We start from the raw sequence: 17,952 nt of genomic DNA on the forward strand, positions 1-17,952 counted from the left end.
ATAAGCATAAAAAAATCTGAAGTTTAACACTTCAGATTTAGGTGATTAGCGACTACTTGGGATTTATCCTTTAAATACTCCCATATTCGCATATTTATCCATACGCTTTTCTACCAGTTCTTCTGGTGATAAGTTTTTTAATTCTTCAAAAGAAGCTAAAATTGTATCTCTTACAGTTTTAAAAGTAGTTTCTCTATCGCTATGCGCTCCTCCTAATGGTTCTTTAACAATTTCGTCTACTACCTTAAGCTTTACACTATCTTTTGCTGTAAGTTTTAAGGCTTCGGCCGCCTGTTCCTTTTGATCCCAACTTCTCCATAAGATAGAAGAGCAATTTTCTGGTGAAATTACAGAGTACCAAGCATTTTCTAGCATTAATACTTTATCTCCCACTCCTATTCCTAAGGCTCCTCCACTAGCTCCTTCACCTATTATAAGTACAATAATCGGAACTTTAAGACGGGTCATTTCTAAAATATTACGGGCAATTGCCTCTCCCTGACCTCTTTCTTCTGCTTCTAATCCAGGATATGCACCTGGAGTATCTATAAAGCTCACCACAGGAATCCCAAATTTCTCTGCACTTTTCATTAAACGCAATGCTTTGCGGTATCCTTCGGGGTTAGCCATTCCAAAATTACGATACTGTCTGGTTTTAGTATTGTATCCTTTTTGTTGACCTATAAACATAAAAGTTTGGTCACCAATCTTTCCTAAACCACCTATCATCGCTTTATCATCGCGAACATTTCTGTCCCCATGCAACTCTAAGAAAGATTCTCCACAAATCGCATCTACATAATCTAATGTATATGGCCTTGAAGGATGCCTAGACAGCTGCACCCGCTGCCATGGCGTAAGATTTTTGTATATTTCTTTTTTGGTTTCTTGTAATTTTTTTTCAATTTGTTTACAAGTATCCGTAACATCTACTTCGCTCTCCTGGCCTATGGCACAAGCTTTATGAAATTGTTCTTCAAGCTCTTTAATGGGGAGTTCAAAATCTAAATATTCCATATCAAGAATATATTTATATTAACTAGGGTTAGCCGACAAATATAAAAACTTTACTTCGTAATGTTGCTTAAAGTTCCTTGTCTTTTTGTTTTTTTAGCATTTTTAAATATTCCATTCAATACAACTGTGCAAAGAATAATAATTGCTCCGTAATAAAACTGAGGATTCATTTTCTCAGTTTCTCCAAATATTAAGAAAGCTAATACTATCCCATATACAGGTTCTAAATTAGTAGTTAACATGACAGTATACGGACTTAAGTATCTCATTACCTGCACTGAAGCTATGAAAGCGTATGCTGTGCAAATGGATGCTAATATGGATATAAATACCCAATCCGAAGTAGATAATTGAAAAAAGGAGATGGTAAATCCTCCTGTGGTATCTCCAAAAATCGTCATTCCTAATAAATAAATAGTTACCACTCCTACTCCACTTAATAATTCATAAAAAGAAATCATTGATGGATTATATTTTTGTGCTACTTTTCCGTTTATCAAAGAAAATACCGAAGACAAAAAAGCGGAACATAATGCATAAAGAATACCTGTAAGATAATCTCCTTCTACTTTAAAAATTATGTATAATCCAGTAATAACCATTAATCCAAAAAACACCTCATACCACACTATTTTTCTTTTATAAAAAATAGGTTCTAAGATAGATGTAAAAAAGGCCCCTGTAGACAGCATTGCTAAGGTTATGGAAATGTTAGACACTTTTATCGCTGCAAAAAAGGTAATCCAGTGTAATGCTATAACTATTCCTGCAAAAAAGAGTACAAAAAATAGCTTTCGCGAAATTATTAGTCTTATTTTCTTTATGTATATGTATAAATAAATAAATCCCGATGCGAGTAGCATTCTATACCAAACTAATGGTAAAGCTTCTATAGATATTAACTCTCCTAAAATAGCTGTAAACCCCCATACAAAAACTATAAAATGTAAATGCAGGTAATTAAAAAGTTTAGCGTTTGGCATTATATAACAAATAAATGGCTAAGATTCCAAAAGATACATTAGGGAACCATACTGCGATTATCGGTGGAAAATCAGATTGATTTGCTAAAGTACCTAGTACTTTATCAAAAAAGATAAATATAAAGGCTAAAGAAATACCAACTGCTAGATTAACTCCCATACCGCCTCGTCTTTTCATTGAAGAGACCGCAACTCCTATAATGGTAAGAATAAATGCTGATACAGGTATACTCCATCGTTTATAAGCTACTACTTTATATCTATTTATGTCTGAAGATCCTCTTTTACTTTCTTTTTCTATAAATTTATTCAATTCAGTATAGTTAAGGGTTTCTGCCACATAGGTAACTGGTGTAAATTCATCTATATTAAATGGCAAAACAGTATCCTTAGTCTTAGCTTTTTCTATAATATCTTTATCTTCTAAAATTATACGCTTTACATAGTCTTTCAATTCATAAATACTGTCTTTGTAAAGAATGCTTCTAGCAGAAATTTTAGTTACTAATTTATTTTCATTAAAATACTCTAAGGTAAAATTAGTTGCTGATTTTTCTAAAGGTTTAAAGTTATTAGCATATAAAAACATACTATCATTAAGTTGGCGATATATATTTTGTGTTTCTTGAACTTTCCTGTTTTTATGGAGGTAATTGTATTTAAATTCATTAAATCCTTGGCTAGCTTTTGGAGCTAGAAACAACCCCATAGCCAAAGCTCCTAAACAAATAATAACTGCACCAATCATATAAGGCCTTAAAAACCTCCAAAAAGAAACTCCAGAGCTTAAAAAGGCTATAATTTCTGTTTTATTGGCTAGTTTAGAGGTAAACCAAATTACAGACAGAAAAACAAATAAAGGAAACAATAGATTTGCAAAATATACTGTAAAATCAATATAATAGAATATTATTGCGTTAAAAGGAACTTCATTCTTCAAAATATTGTCAATCTTTTCAGACACATCTACTATAATCCCTATAGGAATAAAAAGTAGAATCATCATAAAAAAGGTTCCTAAATATCTTTTAAGTATATACCAATCTAATATTTTCATAAAATTACTCTAAATTCAAAACTTTATAATTGTTACTTACAATTAGTCTTGATCCTTAATATTATTTTTTAGCATTTTTATAATCTTTTATCCATTTGTTTAACCATCCTATTTTTCCAAGAATTAAAATCTCCTGCTAATATATGTTTTCTAGCTTCGCGAACCAGCCATAAATAAAAACCTAAATTATGTATAGTCGCTATTTGTTTTCCTAACAATTCATTTACCGAAAAAAGATGTTTTAAATATGCCTTAGAATATTCTGTATCTACAAAAGTAATCCCCATTTCATCTATTGGAGAAAAATCATCTTTCCATTTTTTATTTTTCATATTAATGGTTCCATGAGCTGTAAAAAGCATACCATTTCGCGCATTACGTGTAGGCATTACACAATCAAACATATCAATTCCTAAAGCTATGTTTTCTAATATATTAATTGGTGTACCTACTCCCATCAAATATCTGGGTTTATCTTCTGGCAAAATAGCAGTTACAACTTCGGTCATCGCATACATTTCTTCTGCTGGCTCTCCTACAGATAATCCTCCTATTGCATTGCCTACTGCTCCTGCATTTGCTATATACTCTGCGGATTGTTGTCTAAGATCTTTATAAGTACTTCCTTGTACTATTGGAAAAAAAGCCTGGTCATACCCATATTTAACTGGTATTTTTTCTAAATGTTGCATACAACGATCTAACCACCTATGTGTCATATGCATACTTCTTTTCGCATATCTGTAATCACAAGGATATGGTGTGCATTCATCAAATGCCATAATAATATCTGCTCCAATAGTTCGCTGAATTTCCATTACATTTTCTGGAGTAAACACATGGTAAGAACCATCTATATGTGATTTAAACTTTACTCCTTCTTCCTTAATTTTGCGATTAGAAGATAATGAATATACTTGATAGCCTCCACTATCCGTAAGGATATTGCGATCCCAATTCATAAACTTATGCAGTCCACCTGCTTTTTCTAAAATAGATGTCCCTGGTCTTAAATATAAATGATAGGTATTTCCTAAAATAATATCTGGATTAATATCATTTTTTAATTCACGCTGGTGAACTCCTTTTACCGTAGCTACAGTTCCTACTGGCATAAAAATTGGAGTCTCAATAATTCCGTGATCTGTTGTTATCTTGCCTGCTCTCGCCTTACTTAGAGGGTCTTTGGATAAAAGGTCAAATTGCATAATTCCTGTTTGGTAGACCGCAAAGATAACTAACAAATTTAAGTTGCAACTCGATAGTTATTTTTTTGTTTGATAAACACACTTCATTATAAAGTAAAACTCTATATATAAAGGTTTATTCCTTGTTATTTTTCTATTATCTTTTTAAAAAAAAATATCATTTTTGAAAACTTATTGTTATTAACAATAGTTTCTTAATTAAAAGCTGCTATTCATTTTGCCACCGTATTCAAAACCTGTATTTTTGAAACTTTAATATCAAGAAATCAGCATCATAATGCCAAAAACAAAACAATTAGAGGATTTTGCAACGCAAGTTCGTAGAGATATTTTACGACAAGTGCATAAGGTTAATTCTGGTCATCCAGGAGGATCTTTAGGGTGTACAGAGTTTTTTGTAGCTCTGTATCAAAAGGTTTTAGATAGAAAAGACGATTTTGATATGGATGGTATCGGCGAAGATATTTTTTTCCTGTCTAATGGTCATATCTCACCAGTATATTACAGTGTTCTTGCACGAAGTGGATATTTTCCGGTAGAAGAGCTAAATACTTTTAGGTTAATCAACAGCAGGTTACAAGGACATCCAACAACCCATGAAGGGCTACCAGGAATACGAATTGCTTCAGGGTCTCTAGGGCAGGGAATGTCTGTTGCTATTGGTTCTGCAATTGCAAAAAAACTAAACAATGACAATCACCTTGTATATAGCTTACATGGAGATGGAGAATTACAAGAAGGTCAAATTTGGGAAGCTGCAATGTATGCTGCAGGAAAAAAAGTAGACAATCTTATTTCTACCATTGATTATAATGGGCAACAAATCGATGGATCTACTGATGATGTACTTCCTATGGGAGATTTAAAAGCTAAATTTGAAGCCTTTGGATGGGATGTTATGGAAATTAAAGAAGGTAATAACATATCTGCTGTAATTGAAGGATTAAACGAGGCTAAAAACAGAACAGGTAAAGGTAAACCAGTTTGCATTTTAATGCATACCGTGATGGGTAATGGGGTTGATTTTATGATGCACACTCACGCTTGGCATGGCAAAGCTCCTAATGACGAACAATTAGCTATAGGATTAGAACAAAATCCTGAAACTTTAGGAGATTATTAATTTACCAAATTCAAAAAAGAAAATGAAAAAATATATTGACACAGGAAAAAAGGATACTCGTTCAGGTTTCGGTGCTGGTTTAGAAGAATTAGGTAAAACTAATGAGAACGTTGTAGCATTATGCGCCGATTTAATAGGTTCTTTAAAAATGGATGCTTTTATAGCAAACAATCCAGAGCGTTTTTTTCAAATAGGAATTGCCGAAGCTAATATGATGGGAATCGCTGCTGGATTAACAATAGGCGGAAAAATACCTTTTACAGGAACATTTGCAAACTTCTCTACTGGACGTGTTTATGATCAAATTAGACAATCTATAGCATACAGCGATAAAAATGTAAAAATTTGTGCGTCGCATGCTGGATTGACATTAGGTGAAGATGGTGCTACTCATCAAATATTAGAAGATATTGGTTTAATGAAAATGCTACCAGGAATGACTGTAATCAACACTTGTGATTACAACCAAACCAAAGCCGCAACAATTGCAATAGCAGATCATGAAGGACCAGTATATTTACGCTTCGGAAGACCAAAAGTAGCTAATTTTACTCCTGAAGATCAAAAATTTGAAATAGGAAAAGCTGTTCTACTACAAGAAGGTAGCGATGTAACTATAGTTGCAACTGGACATCTGGTATGGGAAGCCTTACAAGCTGCTGAATCTTTATATGAACAAGGTATTCATGCAGAAGTAATTAACATTCACTCCATTAAACCATTGGATGACGAAACTATTCTAGCTTCTGTAAAAAAAACAGGGTGTATTGTTACTGCTGAAGAACATAACATACTTGGTGGTTTAGGAGAAAGCGTAGCAAGGGTACTAGCACAACATCATCCAGTTCCACAAGAATTTATTGGAACCAATGATACTTTTGGAGAAAGCGGAACTCCTGATCAATTAATGGAGAAGTATGGTTTGAATGCTACATCTATTAATGAAGCTGTACAAAAAGTGATAAAAAGAAAATAGAATACTATATATATTTTAAGAAAACCTTCTGATTAATTTTAGAAGGTTTTTTGTTTTTAATAAAAATAAAAATAAACCATAACCGTTTTTACAAACACTAGCCTTTATACCAATATTACTCAAATTATTTATTAATCTTTAATTTGAATTATAGAATAGAAAATCTATCACAACTTGAAAGCACTTCAATTCATGAAGCTACACTATACTTCTGAATTTAATGATGTAAAAACAAAACATCTGATTTCACTATGCCTTCACAACAAAATTCTGCTCTATAACTCAGGTTAAGAAAAAAATTATTTTACAATGAAAAATGGATTTATTTTTTTTATGCTACTTATCTCCTGCACAATACTTTCTCAAGAAAAAAAAGTAGCTTTCGGGGTTAAAGCTGGGCTTAACTATGGAGATAATGGAAAAATTGAAATTTCTGACATCACTAAGACATCAGCAGAAGATCGTGTTGGATATCATCTTGGAATTTTCTTAAGAGGAAAATTAACAGACAACATCTATATAAAACCAGAACTACAGTATACTGTAAACAAAAGTAAATATACCCTTACAAAAAGAAACTTAGACTATAGTATTAAAAAATTAGACCTACCTATTCTTGCAGGAATCACTATTTTAGGACCTATTCATGTTTTTGGAGGGCCTGCACTTCAGTACATCGTAAAAAATGACCTAGAAGATGTTAGATTAAGTGATGTGAAAAACAAATTTACAGTAGGACTACAATTTGGAGCTGGATTACAATTTGATCGTTTTAATGTAGATATACGATACGAGCAAGGGCTTAGTAAAAATCGAGCTGAATCTATAGATAAGAGTATTAGGGTAGATTCTAGACCTAATCAAGTTATTTTTAGTCTAGCTATAGATCTATAATTTGTTTAAAGCAAAAGGTTCCTAAAAAATCGAGGCACTAAAAAAAAATTCTTTTAAATTATAAATGATAAAAAACACTTGAACGGACAGGACCCCTTGCTTTAACCATTATTTAAGTAGTGCTTCTTTAGATAATTCATCATGAATAAAGAAAAAATCAATTAATTCGTTGATTTTTCTAAGAAGATTGTCTTTCAGAACGATTAAGTCTTATTACTATAGAGTTTAATTACTTTCTTGTTGTTAAATCCATATATAATAGATATAAATCAATATCTAAGACAAAAAAGGAGTAAAAACATTTTGGTTTTACTCCTTTTATTTCAATCCTATTAAAAGATTTTTTCAGCGTCCTCTAAAAACAGATTGCATTTTTTATTTGTTTTTTGAATCTCGATCATCTTTATCCAAATGGTTTTTTATACCATTACCATTATCATCATAAAAGGTTATTTCATCTAGAGTGATAAAACCATCCTGATTAAGATCTTTAACTGTTATTTCATTTTTGGTTAATATACCATCACCATCATCATCTGTATCTAAATAATTTACAAAACCATCTCCATCTGTATTATCATCAACATCCATTACTAGCATTCCATCTCCATCCAAATCCTCCAAATATGACGGTATACCATCTCTATCATGATCGGCTTCATTAACCTTATACAATTGAACATTAAAAATAAGTGAAGAATAGGCGGGTATACTTGTTCTAGCTTCAGAAAAATAAGCTAGCCCTGAAGGAATAAACACAACTAATTCTCCAAAATCATCATTATAAGTTACTGTACCATCTTCATTATACTTTGAAACTCCAGAAGCCCCTTTAAAATCAACTAAAGCCTCTCTAAACCCATCTACAACAGATGTTAAATCAAACCAAACTGGATTAAGAGCACTATCAAATATTTTATCTCCGTTTTTATAAGGAAGCTGCCCCTTATATGTCACTAATGTTGAATCTGCAAAAGTTGGTTTTTGACTACCTTCACCAGTTCTTAGACCCAAAACATACAATGTATATTCCACATCCCCTTTAGTGATTTTTTTTGTCGTTACTAATCCAGAATCCATAATAGATGGTTTATCACTATTATCTCCAGCTATAGTATCCAATTTTACCGTCCTATACTCTACGGTATTATCTCCATTTACATATACATCCTCTAAAGTATAAAAGTGTGTCTTTAAATAATCCTGAAGCAAAGCATCATCCTTTATCTGCTGTTCTCCTCTATCTCTTGGAGGCACAACAACCACATCTACATCATCATCTTTTTTACAAGCTGACAAAGCTGTTACAATTAAAGCGATTATAAAAATATGTGTCTTAATATTCATTACTAATTACTTTTTTAAGGACGCAAGATACGATTTTCTTGTACTTTTGTTACTCCTGTTTATGTTTTTGTTTTAATAAGCAGATGAAATTTGTTTATAATAAAATCTAACATTGTTTTTTTATTATAATTCATTTCATAATTATATAATATAAAATGTATTTTAACCCTATTATGCGAGTTGACAAATATTTATGGTGCATACGATACTTTAAAACACGAAGTATCGCTACAAAGGCCTGCAAAGAAGGAAAAGTACGTGTTAATGGCGACCTTATTAAACCTTCCAGAGAAATTTACAATACGGATAAAATTACTATTCGTAAAAATCAAATCAATTATGAACTTGTAGTATTAGACACACCCGATAGTCGAATCGGAGCTAAACTAGTTGATATCTATCGTAAAGACACTACTCCTAAAGAAGCGTTGCAAAAATTAGATCTTTTGAAATACTCTAAAGATTATTACAGAAAAAAAGGAGCAGGAAGACCTACCAAAAAAGATCGTCGAGATATTGATGACTGGTATACAGATGGTACAGAAAACGATAGCGAGGAATGACACCAGATAAAAAATATTGGAAAGATCGCTATAGAAGTAAACAAACCGGATGGGATATTGGTTATCCGTCTCCCCCTTTAATTGATTATTGTAATCAATTATACGATCATAATATTAAAATCCTTATCCCAGGTTGTGGAAATGCTCATGAAGCCGAATACCTCTTTAAAAAAGGTTTTAAAAATATATACATATTAGATATTGTAGAGGAAGTATTGAGAAATTTCAAAAAACGTGTTCCTGAATTTCCTTCAGAAAATTTAATTTGTAAAGATTTTTTTAAACACAACGATGCTTTTGATTTAATTTTAGAGCAAACATTTTTTTGTGCATTACCAGCAGAACTAAGAAATGATTATATTCTTAAATCATATAATCTTCTTTATCCTAAAGGAAAGATCGCTGGCGTTTTATTTTCTTCTGAATTCACCCAAATCGGACCTCCTTTTGGTGGTTCAAAAAAAGAATACAAACTTATGTTCTCAAAACACTATAATATAAAAACACTAGAAAATTGTTATAATTCTATAGATCCACGCATGGGTAACGAACTCTTTTTTATATTTGAAAAACCATTATAAGTATTCCCCTAAATTAAAATCTTATTTAAATTTAGAAGAATATCGTTTTAACACTATTTATAAACACCATCGTATCTTCAATCTATAATAAAAAATATGCAAACTGATCAAAACATAATTCTTACTCATGAGCAAATACAGCATAAAATAAAACGTATTGCTTATCAAATCTATGAAACCAATGTTGATGAAAAAGAGATTATAATTGCTGGAATTGCAAAAAATGGTTACATATTTGCACAACGCTTAAAAAATACCTTAGAGGACATCTCTGATATCAAGGTGACATTGTGTGAAGTTACTATGAACAAAAAATCCCCTCAAAACACTGTAAAAACCTCTATAGCTCCCGATAAATATCAAAATAAGTCTATAATACTTGCCGATGATGTATTAAATTCTGGCACAGCTCTTATTTATGGTGTAAAACATTTTCTAGATGTTCCCCTTACTAGGTTTAAAACAGCTGTTTTAGTTAACCGTAACCATAAAAAATATCCTATTAAAGCAGACTTTAAAGGCATTTCCTTATCTACCTCTTTACATGAACATATTGTTGTACAATTTGGATTAGAAGACCTTGCTATCTTAAAATAAAAGAGAGATACACTCTTCGCTTATTTGATTAGGGTCTTTTTTATCGGTTATCACTTTATAATCTGCTTGATTATAATAAAAAGATCTTTCGAATAAATGTTTACGAACAAAATCACTTAACTCATCTTTTAAATTAAGATGAGAAATCAATGGTCGTTTTTTTCGCTCATCAAATAGTCTTAGGACCAATTGATCTAGCGAGGTTTGCAGATACACACTTTTTGAATTCTTATCTTGTTGTATGTTTTCTAGATTTCCTGCAAAACAAGGAGTACCTCCCCCTAGTGAAATAATAGTGTTTTTATACTCTTCTAAAACCACTTTTAGACATAAAGATTCTTTATTTCTAAAGTATATTTCTCCTTTATCTGCAAAAATCTCAGAAATTTTTTTTTTTTCTTGAATTTCAATAAAATTATCTAAATCTAAATAATCAAATTTCAATTTTCGAGCCAAATCCCTGCCAATCAAAGATTTTCCGCTCCCCATATATCCCATTAAAACTATATTCATAGCATCAAAATTAGTTAGATATCTTTAAAAAAAAAGGAGTTTTAAAATAAATTGTAAATTTATATCAAATTTTTCTTGAAAAATAAATTAATGATAGTATATTTGCACCCGCATTCAAGGAAAAGAATGTATGACCTGGTAGCTCAGTTGGTAGAGCATCTCCCTTTTAAGGAGAGGGTCCTGGGTTCGAGCCCCAGCCCGGTCACTAAGAGATAAATAGCTATAATGCTTTTTTAATTATCTATTTAGTTCTTATTTTATTATGTTAATGAATTTTTCTATGACCTGGTAGCTCAGTTGGTAGAGCATCTCCCTTTTAAGGAGAGGGTCCTGGGTTCGAGCCCCAGCCCGGTCACTAAAAAGTACCGTATTTTATACGGTACTTTTTTGTTTTTATACTATCTTGTAAGAAATAAGTCGCCCAGGTGCTGGAACTGGTAGACAGGCATGGTTGAGGGCCATGTGTCCATTAGGGCGTGCGGGTTCGACTCCCGCTCTGGGCACTTTTATACATTTAAACCACTAACTAACAGGTTTTTAATTTTATGGTGGTAATTTTGCGGTAAGTAAACATTTTCTTAATCTTTGTTTTCTTAGTTAATTTCCCGAGTACAACTTGGACCATTCCCAAAAGTTGTGTTTACGCAAATACTCTAGCCAATCTAAACAGGAAGAATTCTAGCCCCCCCCCTTCTGAATTAAGGCTCTAAAAGGCTTTTATTTTGGCGTTAAAAAATTCTGTTGATACATTTAGGTTTATAAGACCATTTTAGATCTTATAAAACGATTAAATTTAAACAAAAAACTCTTTTCCTTGCTAGACACAATACCATATCAAGATCTATTCCTAAATACAATACTATTAATTAAAACTTCTAAAAAAAGCATTAAAAAAGTCTTCTTTTAACAATTTATATTATTATTTTAACACTAACTGAAAAAGATTATCATTTCTTTTTGTTATTTTTGTTTAACAATTTAAATAAAAGAGTGAACAATATTAAGCAATACTTTAGTATCAAAGACCTAGAAAACCTTTGTGGCGTAAAAGCTCACACTATAAGAATTTGGGAAAAAAGATATAACTTACTTTCTCCTAACCGCACAGAAACTAATATCAGGACTTATAATTTAGAAAATCTTCAAAAGTTACTTAATGTAACTTATTTGGTAAACAGTGGCTATAAAATATCCAGAATATCTAAATTAAATAATCAAGAAATTAATGAATATGTAAGAAGTATCGTTTCTGATAATAGTATAAAAAATCAAGCTATTAATTCTCTTAAAATTTCAATGTTAAATTATGATCTTGAACTTTTTTCAGAAACTTATGAGCAATTAGCTCGTAAACGAAATTTTAGACAAATCTTCATAGATATCTTTATTCCTCTTCTTAAAGAAATAGGGTTATTATGGCAAACCGATACAATAAGCCCATCTCATGAGCATTTTATTACTAATCTTATAAAACAAAAACTTTTATTAAATATTGAAAAGTTTCAATATTCTAAACCTACAAAAAAAGAGAAAGCTTTTATCTTGTTTCTGCCTGAAAATGAAATACATGAGTTAGGTTTATTATATATAAATTATGAGATTCTTTTACACGGATACAAAGCGATTTATCTTGGCCCAAGCATACCTTTAGATAGCTTACCCAATATACTCTCCTTTCATGAAAACAGTGTATTTGTTTCTTATTTTACAATTAAACCAGAAAAAGAAAACATCAATGAATACTTAAATGAGTTTAATAAAATTGTTTGTACTGATAAACTTAATGAATTTTGGGTATTAGGAAAACAGATATTAAACAGCCCTAAAAGCAGTCAAAAGAATCACCGACATTTTGAATCCATTAATGAATTGATTTCTGAGCTTTAACTTTGTTAACCATTTTAAATTATGTCTAAAAAAGTAGTAATAATAGGTTCTGGATTTTCATCGCTTTCTGCTTCTTGCTACTTAGCAAAATCGGGTTTTAATGTAACTATTTATGAAAAAAATGACACTATTGGAGGCCGAGCCAGACAATTTAAAAAAGATGGATTTACTTTCGACATAGGTCCATCTTGGTATTGGATGCCAGATGTTTTTGAAAGTTTTTTTAGAGACTTTGATAAATCCATATCTGATTTTTACACATTAGACAAGTTAAGCCCTGCATATAAGGTTTTCTTTAAGAATAATGAAAGTATTACCATAGGTGATTCGTTAGACAAAATATACGACACCTTTGAAATGGAAGAAAAAGGAAGTTCTATCAAGCTAAAAAAATTCATTCATATTGCTAAAAATAATTATGAAGTTGCTATAAAAAAACTAGTGTACCGGCCAGGAGTTTCGCCTGCTGAATTAATAACTAAGGAAACTATTTTAAAAATAGGGCAGTTCTTTAGTACGATCTCAAAGGAAGTCCGAAAGGAATTTAAAAACGAAAAACTAATTCAAATTCTAGAATTCCCCGTTCTCTTTTTAGGTGCTAAACCCAGTGATACCCCTGCTTTTTATAGCTTTATGAATTATGCTGATTTTGGATTAGGAACATGGCATCCCAAAGGAGGAATGTACCAAGTAATATTAGGCATGGAGAAATTAGCAAAATCCTTAGGAGTTGTTATTAAAACCAATACTACTGTAGAAAAAATAGAGGTAAAAAACAACAAAACTGTTGGCGTAATAGTTAATTCAACAAAAATTAAATCCGACACTGTTTTATGTGGTGCAGATTATCATCATGGAGAAACACTCCTAGATAAAGAATATAGACAATATTCTGAAAAATATTGGAGCAATAAAACTTTTGCTCCTTCCTCTTTATTGTTTTATGTAGGTTTTGACAAAAAATTAAAAAATATAAATCACCATAATTTGTTTTTTGACACTGATTTTGAAAAACATGCCAAAGAGATCTACGATACCCCTAAATGGCCTGAAAAACCTTTGTTTTATGCAAATTTTACATCTGTGACAGATAAAAAATCAGCTCCAGAAGGAATGGAAAATGGTTTTTTTCTAATACCATTAGCTCCAGGAATTGAAGATACAGAGGAATTAAGAGAAATTTATTTTGAAAAAATAATAACACGTTTTGAAGTACTTACTAAACAAAAAATTAAAAACAACATTATGTTTAAAGAGTCCTTTTGCGTCAAAGATTTTATAAAAGAATATAATTCATACAAGGGTAATGCTTATGGAATGGCAAACACATTATTACAAACTGCTTTTCTTAGACCTAAATTAAAAAGTAAAAAGGTGAAAGATTTATTTTTCACAGGACAACTTAGTGTTCCTGGGCCAGGAGTTCCCCCTTCTTTAATATCAGGGAAACTAGTTGCAGGATTAATTGAAAATCAATACAAACAGTATAAAAAATGAAAATTAATTAAAATGTAAAACAGCAAATCATAAAAAAACTATAAACCCCATCTCTATGAAATCTATTTTTGATACCGTATCTTATAGTTGTAGTAAAATTGTAACTAATTCCTACAGCACTTCCTTTTCATTAGCATCAAAAATGCTTTCTAACTCTATACGGCAAGATATTTATAATATTTATGGATTTGTAAGATTTGCAGACGAGATTGTAGATACATTTCATGATTATAATAAAGAAAGGTTATTTAATGATTTTGAAAAAGAAATGTACAAAGCTATTAAATACAAAATCAGCCTTAACCCTATTTTAAACGCTTTTCAAAAAACAGTACATCAATACAATATTGATATTGAACTATATGAAGCTTTTATGAAAAGTATGCGGCTAGATCTTTATAAAACCAAATATTTAACAGATCAAGAATACAAAGAATATATTTATGGTTCTGCAGACGTAGTTGGATTAATGTGTCTAAAAGTTTTTGTAAACGGAAATAAGAAAAAATATAATGAATTAAAACAGAGTGCTATGCACTTAGGCTCTGCTTTTCAGAAAGTTAATTTTTTAAGAGATTTAAAATCTGATTATGAAGATCTTGATCGAACTTATTTTCCTAACACAAATCTAAATCAACTTGATGAAAAATCTAAGCTTAGGATTATCAATGAAATAGAAGAGGATTTTAATAAAGCTCTAAATGGCATTCTACAATTACCTATTGAAGCTAAATTTGGAGTATACACTGCTTATGTCTATTACAAAAAACTATTAAACAAGTTAAAAAAAACACCATCTTTAGAAATAAAAAATACACGTATCCGAGTTTCTAATTATCAAAAATTTGGACTGCTAGCGAAGTCATATTTAGATTATAGATTGAATTTAATTTAATCCTATTTTTGTGTAAAAATTTATACTGTGAAAATATTAATTCAAATATTCATTTTTTTAGCTACATTTTCTATAATGGAATTTATGGCATGGTTCTCTCATAAATATATTATGCATGGTTTTTTATGGTCATTACATAAGGATCACCACCATAAAGATCACAATAGTTGGTGGGAGCGTAATGATTTTTTCTTTGTTTTTTATGCTATTGTAAGCATGTCTTGTATTTTACTTCATGATTCTCAAAGTTTCTGGATAGGCAGACCAATAGGGTTTGGTATTTTAGCATACGGAATTGCTTATTTTATGGTCCATGATATTTTTATTCACCAACGATTTAAACTTTTCAGAAATGTAAATAACCGATATGCAAAAGGAGTTAGGAGAGCTCATAAAATGCATCACAAAAATATAGGAAAAGAAAAAGGGGAATGTTTCGGCATGTTATTAGTTCCTTTTAAATATTTCAAAAAATAGATATAGAACAATAGCACTATTCTTCTAACAATGCATCTATAGTCTGTCTTACCTTAGAGCTATCCCAATCCGCAGCACCCACTTTATCTATTATAATATCTCCTTTTTTATTTATTAAATATGTCGCTGGTATAGTTTTACTTACAAAAGGTTTTGGATGTTCTGACAAAGATCTGTATATCGGATAATAGTAACTTTTATTTTTCATAAACTTATTAATTTCTGGGTCATCATCTGTAGTTACAAAAAGAAACACCACCTTATCTTTGTAGTCGTTATATAGATTTTGCAAAGAAGGCATTTCGGCAATACATGGCGGGCACCATGTCGCCCAATAATTAATTAAAATAACTTTTCCTTTAGCTGTATCAAAATTAATAGACTCGGTATTTACACCATGTAATTTCCAATCATAAGATACCACTTTTGCTCTTTCCTCTACCTCTACTACTCCTGGACTAAAAGAAAAAATCCTAGTTAAAAATATTTGCATCATACCTCTTGTATTAGGTATAAAAAACAAAATCAGTATGATTACAAAAATTACATTGGAAATATTCTTTTTATTAAATTTCATATATTTCTTTTAAGGTTATTCTGCGTTTGGTTTGTCCTAAAATCCTTAACAACTTACAAAACTATATAAATAATATATAAAACTACCTAAGTAGTTTTATATATTAAACTATAAAGGATAAAAACCTAATCCTAAATTAATAAAGCGTGAAATGGCTTTACAAATATCACTACTGTTTTTGTCTAATATTCAATAAAAAAACTCTATCGGGTTACTTTCTAAAAAAGTCTTCTCCTGATAATTGAATCCCATTAAATACTATTCACTAAAACTAATTAATATTTCCAATAATACCATCTGCTGTAATCATTATCGTAAATGTTCTTGTCGAGATTAACAAAACCACCTTTATAGTTTTATCCTGTATTTAAAATTAGTGAATTTAAACTAACAACAAGAGGTATTCCTAGCAGTTACAAACCACACCAAATGTTAAAATTAGATTCGACAGACATATTATTAGATTGATCATTATTACAGAAAAGAAGCGACAGATCAAACCACCAAAAACTCCCACAATTACGTTTTTGTTTTTATAGTTATTATACAAAGTATCTACCATAATAAAATATTAGACACCTAAAGCACTAAGCAACATTTTTTAATCGAATTTTTTTTCTATTAAACTCAATAATATTAGATTCTTTTAATTCATTTAGAATAATATTTAAAGTAGGCCTTGAAGTTCCTATAAGATTAGCTATATCTTTTTGAGTATAAGGATGCTCTATTACCATATCACCTGTGTCTGGACAACAATATCCGTAATCTTCTTTAAGTTCGTTTAAAAACTCTAACAATCTTGTCTTAGTATCTTTAAAAAGAAGTAATTGTAATCTTCTTTCTAAACGTTTGAAACGCATACCTATAAATTTATAAATTTTTAAGCTAAATGATTGATTATCCTGCATGAGTCCATGCATTGTTCCTACTCCAATTGGGCATATAGAAGTAGTATTATCTAGAGATTGTGCAAACTCTGTTCTTTTATTTTCTCCTAAAATAGCTTTTTCTCCAAAAACCTCTCCTCTTATTAAAATTGCTTTTATTATCTCGTAACCATCATCTGCATAGCATCCTATTTTTACCTTTCCTCGCTCAATAAGATATACTTTATTTGCAGAATCTTCTTCAAAATAGATATAATCATTTTTTCTATAGGCATGAAAATTATGATCTTCTTTATATCTTTTAAATTTATGAGGGCATAATAATTTAAGGAGATTTGCATCCTCAAAAAACCAGATAGTACGCATGCCATTTATCTTTTATAAGATTAGTCTCATTATTTAGTTCGTAAAACGATGAAAATTCTTACATTATTGTATAAAAAAACCTTCCAACTATATAATACTAAATTATATATAAGTCCTCATGTATAAAAAAACGTGTATTTTTTATCTATACTTCATAAAGTAATTATAATAAACTAAAAAAATGTAACTTTATAAGCATACTCATTCCCTGAGAGTTGTATTTAGTTCGGGGTTCTATATTACACAAAAACAATATGAAAAAAACAATTCTAAACTTAGGAAAATGCTTGTCTAAAGCAGAACAAAGAACAATAAATGGAGGAGGTTCTTGTAGCGGTTACAATGGTCCAATTATAGTTACATGTGCACAATATGAGGAACTACCGCCACAATACAAGGGCTGTGTTTTAGTGCATTCTGACTGTTTTCCTCAATAATTAAGGTATTATAAAAAACAAACTCCTAAAGATAAATCTTTAGGAGTTTGTTTTTTTATATAGGTTC

19 protein-coding genes and 3 tRNA genes are annotated in these 17,952 nt (G+C 30.5%); 14 read left to right on the top strand and 8 right to left on the bottom strand.

The annotated features are described in order from the left end of the window. Positions 1-63 precede the first annotated feature (63 nt). From H527_RS0118965 to tgt, 4 genes are all read right to left on the bottom strand, one after another. Complete coding sequence (locus H527_RS0118965; protein ID WP_027414101.1) at positions 64-1,017, bottom strand: acetyl-CoA carboxylase carboxyltransferase subunit alpha; 954 nt, start codon at positions 1,015-1,017, stop codon at positions 64-66. Between the two features lie 50 nt (positions 1,018-1,067). Next, positions 1,068-2,000 carry a DMT family transporter gene (locus tag H527_RS0118970; RefSeq protein WP_027414102.1) on the bottom strand — a complete coding sequence of 311 codons (933 nt, stop codon included), beginning with the start codon at positions 1,998-2,000 and terminating at the stop codon, positions 1,068-1,070. After that, positions 1,987-3,057 carry an LptF/LptG family permease gene (locus H527_RS0118975; RefSeq protein ID WP_027414103.1) on the bottom strand — a complete coding sequence of 357 codons (1,071 nt, stop codon included), beginning with the start codon at positions 3,055-3,057 and terminating at the stop codon, positions 1,987-1,989. The genes H527_RS0118970 and H527_RS0118975 overlap by 14 nt, the downstream gene beginning before the upstream one ends. A 77-nt stretch (positions 3,058-3,134) precedes the next feature. Further along, complete coding sequence (tgt, locus tag H527_RS0118980; protein WP_027414104.1) at positions 3,135-4,265, bottom strand: tRNA guanosine(34) transglycosylase Tgt; 1,131 nt, start codon at positions 4,263-4,265, stop codon at positions 3,135-3,137. Positions 4,266-4,542: 277 nt separating this feature from the next. Between tgt and H527_RS0118985 the strand changes: the two genes are divergently transcribed. The 3 genes from H527_RS0118985 to H527_RS0118995 all read left to right on the top strand — a co-directional run bounded on the left by H527_RS0118985 (position 4,543) and on the right by H527_RS0118995 (position 7,258). Next, on the top strand, positions 4,543-5,388 hold the full coding sequence (locus tag H527_RS0118985) for a transketolase (protein WP_027414105.1): 846 nt from the start codon (positions 4,543-4,545) through the stop codon (positions 5,386-5,388). Positions 5,389-5,410: 22 nt separating this feature from the next. Beyond that, positions 5,411-6,364, top strand: coding sequence for a transketolase family protein (locus H527_RS0118990; RefSeq protein WP_027414106.1), 954 nt, complete (start codon positions 5,411-5,413; stop codon positions 6,362-6,364). A gap of 309 nt (positions 6,365-6,673) precedes the next feature. After that, positions 6,674-7,258 (top strand): porin family protein, encoded by a 585-nt coding sequence (locus H527_RS0118995; RefSeq protein WP_027414107.1) that lies wholly within the window; start codon positions 6,674-6,676, stop codon positions 7,256-7,258. 375 nt (positions 7,259-7,633) lie between these two features. Here the strand turns inward: H527_RS0118995 and H527_RS0119000 are convergent, their stop codons facing one another. Continuing rightward, the gene (locus tag H527_RS0119000; protein ID WP_027414108.1) at positions 7,634-8,605 is read right to left on the bottom strand and encodes an FKBP-type peptidyl-prolyl cis-trans isomerase; all 972 of its coding nucleotides are present in this window, start codon (positions 8,603-8,605) and stop codon (positions 7,634-7,636) included. Positions 8,606-8,778: 173 nt separating this feature from the next. Between H527_RS0119000 and H527_RS0119005 the strand changes: the two genes are divergently transcribed. The 3 genes from H527_RS0119005 (at position 8,779) to H527_RS0119015 (ending at position 10,346) form a co-directional block, all read left to right on the top strand. Next, entirely contained in the window at positions 8,779-9,168 is a 390-nt protein-coding gene (locus tag H527_RS0119005) for an RNA-binding S4 domain-containing protein (RefSeq protein ID WP_027414109.1), read from the top strand. Then, positions 9,165-9,749 carry a methyltransferase domain-containing protein gene (locus H527_RS0119010; RefSeq protein ID WP_027414110.1) on the top strand — a complete coding sequence of 195 codons (585 nt, stop codon included), beginning with the start codon at positions 9,165-9,167 and terminating at the stop codon, positions 9,747-9,749. Before H527_RS0119005 ends, H527_RS0119010 begins: the two co-directional genes overlap by 4 nt. 96 nt (positions 9,750-9,845) lie before the next feature. Next, positions 9,846-10,346: a phosphoribosyltransferase family protein gene (locus tag H527_RS0119015; protein ID WP_027414111.1), complete on the top strand. Its 501-nt coding sequence runs from the start codon at positions 9,846-9,848 to the stop codon at positions 10,344-10,346. Here the strand turns inward: H527_RS0119015 and H527_RS0119020 are convergent. Beyond that, positions 10,338-10,859, bottom strand: a complete 522-nt coding sequence (locus tag H527_RS0119020) for a shikimate kinase (RefSeq protein ID WP_027414112.1) — start codon at positions 10,857-10,859, stop codon at positions 10,338-10,340. The two genes, H527_RS0119015 and H527_RS0119020, sit on opposite strands and share 9 nt — an antisense overlap. Before the next feature lie 132 nt (positions 10,860-10,991). Here H527_RS0119020 and H527_RS0119025 point away from each other — a divergent pair. The 7 genes from H527_RS0119025 to H527_RS0119055 all read left to right on the top strand — a co-directional run bounded on the left by H527_RS0119025 (position 10,992) and on the right by H527_RS0119055 (position 15,615). Next, positions 10,992-11,064, top strand: a tRNA-Lys gene (locus tag H527_RS0119025). A gap of 77 nt (positions 11,065-11,141) precedes the next feature. Then, a tRNA-Lys gene (locus H527_RS0119030) sits at positions 11,142-11,214 on the top strand. Between the two features lie 64 nt (positions 11,215-11,278). After that, positions 11,279-11,362, top strand: a tRNA-Leu gene (locus H527_RS0119035). Between the two features lie 487 nt (positions 11,363-11,849). Further along, positions 11,850-12,746 (top strand): MerR family transcriptional regulator, encoded by an 897-nt coding sequence (locus H527_RS0119040; protein ID WP_027414113.1) that lies wholly within the window; start codon positions 11,850-11,852, stop codon positions 12,744-12,746. Positions 12,747-12,767: 21 nt separating this feature from the next. Continuing rightward, positions 12,768-14,243 carry a phytoene desaturase family protein gene (locus H527_RS0119045; protein WP_027414114.1) on the top strand — a complete coding sequence of 492 codons (1,476 nt, stop codon included), beginning with the start codon at positions 12,768-12,770 and terminating at the stop codon, positions 14,241-14,243. Positions 14,244-14,298: 55 nt separating this feature from the next. Beyond that, entirely contained in the window at positions 14,299-15,138 is an 840-nt protein-coding gene (locus tag H527_RS0119050; protein ID WP_027414115.1) for a phytoene/squalene synthase family protein, read from the top strand. A 27-nt stretch (positions 15,139-15,165) separates the two neighbouring features. Then, positions 15,166-15,615 carry a sterol desaturase family protein gene (locus H527_RS0119055; RefSeq protein WP_027414116.1) on the top strand — a complete coding sequence of 150 codons (450 nt, stop codon included), beginning with the start codon at positions 15,166-15,168 and terminating at the stop codon, positions 15,613-15,615. Positions 15,616-15,631: 16 nt separating this feature from the next. On the opposite strand, the gene H527_RS0119060 is transcribed toward H527_RS0119055, so the two are convergent. Continuing rightward, on the bottom strand, positions 15,632-16,111 hold the full coding sequence (locus tag H527_RS0119060) for a TlpA family protein disulfide reductase (RefSeq protein ID WP_162143834.1): 480 nt from the start codon (positions 16,109-16,111) through the stop codon (positions 15,632-15,634). Positions 16,112-16,779: 668 nt separating this feature from the next. Then, positions 16,780-17,448 (bottom strand): Crp/Fnr family transcriptional regulator, encoded by a 669-nt coding sequence (locus tag H527_RS0119065; RefSeq protein ID WP_027414118.1) that lies wholly within the window; start codon positions 17,446-17,448, stop codon positions 16,780-16,782. Between the two features lie 254 nt (positions 17,449-17,702). On the opposite strand from H527_RS0119065, the gene H527_RS0119070 reads away from it, so the two are divergent. Continuing rightward, complete coding sequence (locus H527_RS0119070; protein ID WP_027414119.1) at positions 17,703-17,885, top strand: hypothetical protein; 183 nt, start codon at positions 17,703-17,705, stop codon at positions 17,883-17,885. Positions 17,886-17,952: the final 67 nt, after the last annotated feature.

It is taken from the genome of Aquimarina muelleri DSM 19832, from assembly GCF_000430665.1.
In the GTDB taxonomy this organism is placed as follows: domain Bacteria; phylum Bacteroidota; class Bacteroidia; order Flavobacteriales; family Flavobacteriaceae; genus Aquimarina; species Aquimarina muelleri.

What these genes read in the sequence shown, in the direction of transcription:
- H527_RS0119020 (WP_027414112.1), bottom strand. Translation starts at nt 10,859, where the DNA reads ATGAATATAGTTTTAATGGGATATATGGGGAGCGGAAAATCTTTGATT.
- H527_RS0119005 (WP_027414109.1), top strand. Translation starts at nt 8,779, where the DNA reads ATGCGAGTTGACAAATATTTATGGTGCATACGATACTTTAAAACACGA.
- H527_RS0118975 (WP_027414103.1), bottom strand. Translation starts at nt 3,057, where the DNA reads ATGAAAATATTAGATTGGTATATACTTAAAAGATATTTAGGAACCTTT.
- H527_RS0118990 (WP_027414106.1), top strand. Translation starts at nt 5,411, where the DNA reads ATGAAAAAATATATTGACACAGGAAAAAAGGATACTCGTTCAGGTTTC.
- H527_RS0119065 (WP_027414118.1), bottom strand. Translation starts at nt 17,448, where the DNA reads ATGCGTACTATCTGGTTTTTTGAGGATGCAAATCTCCTTAAATTATTA.
- H527_RS0119045 (WP_027414114.1), top strand. Translation starts at nt 12,768, where the DNA reads ATGTCTAAAAAAGTAGTAATAATAGGTTCTGGATTTTCATCGCTTTCT.
- tgt (WP_027414104.1), bottom strand. Translation starts at nt 4,265, where the DNA reads ATGCAATTTGACCTTTTATCCAAAGACCCTCTAAGTAAGGCGAGAGCA.
- H527_RS0118970 (WP_027414102.1), bottom strand. Translation starts at nt 2,000, where the DNA reads ATGCCAAACGCTAAACTTTTTAATTACCTGCATTTACATTTTATAGTT.
- H527_RS0119050 (WP_027414115.1), top strand. Translation starts at nt 14,299, where the DNA reads ATGAAATCTATTTTTGATACCGTATCTTATAGTTGTAGTAAAATTGTA.
- H527_RS0118995 (WP_027414107.1), top strand. Translation starts at nt 6,674, where the DNA reads ATGAAAAATGGATTTATTTTTTTTATGCTACTTATCTCCTGCACAATA.
- H527_RS0118965 (WP_027414101.1), bottom strand. Translation starts at nt 1,017, where the DNA reads ATGGAATATTTAGATTTTGAACTCCCCATTAAAGAGCTTGAAGAACAA.
- H527_RS0119000 (WP_027414108.1), bottom strand. Translation starts at nt 8,605, where the DNA reads ATGAATATTAAGACACATATTTTTATAATCGCTTTAATTGTAACAGCT.
- H527_RS0119070 (WP_027414119.1), top strand. Translation starts at nt 17,703, where the DNA reads ATGAAAAAAACAATTCTAAACTTAGGAAAATGCTTGTCTAAAGCAGAA.
- H527_RS0119060 (WP_162143834.1), bottom strand. Translation starts at nt 16,111, where the DNA reads ATGATGCAAATATTTTTAACTAGGATTTTTTCTTTTAGTCCAGGAGTA.
- H527_RS0119010 (WP_027414110.1), top strand. Translation starts at nt 9,165, where the DNA reads ATGACACCAGATAAAAAATATTGGAAAGATCGCTATAGAAGTAAACAA.
- H527_RS0118985 (WP_027414105.1), top strand. Translation starts at nt 4,543, where the DNA reads ATGCCAAAAACAAAACAATTAGAGGATTTTGCAACGCAAGTTCGTAGA.
- H527_RS0119015 (WP_027414111.1), top strand. Translation starts at nt 9,846, where the DNA reads ATGCAAACTGATCAAAACATAATTCTTACTCATGAGCAAATACAGCAT.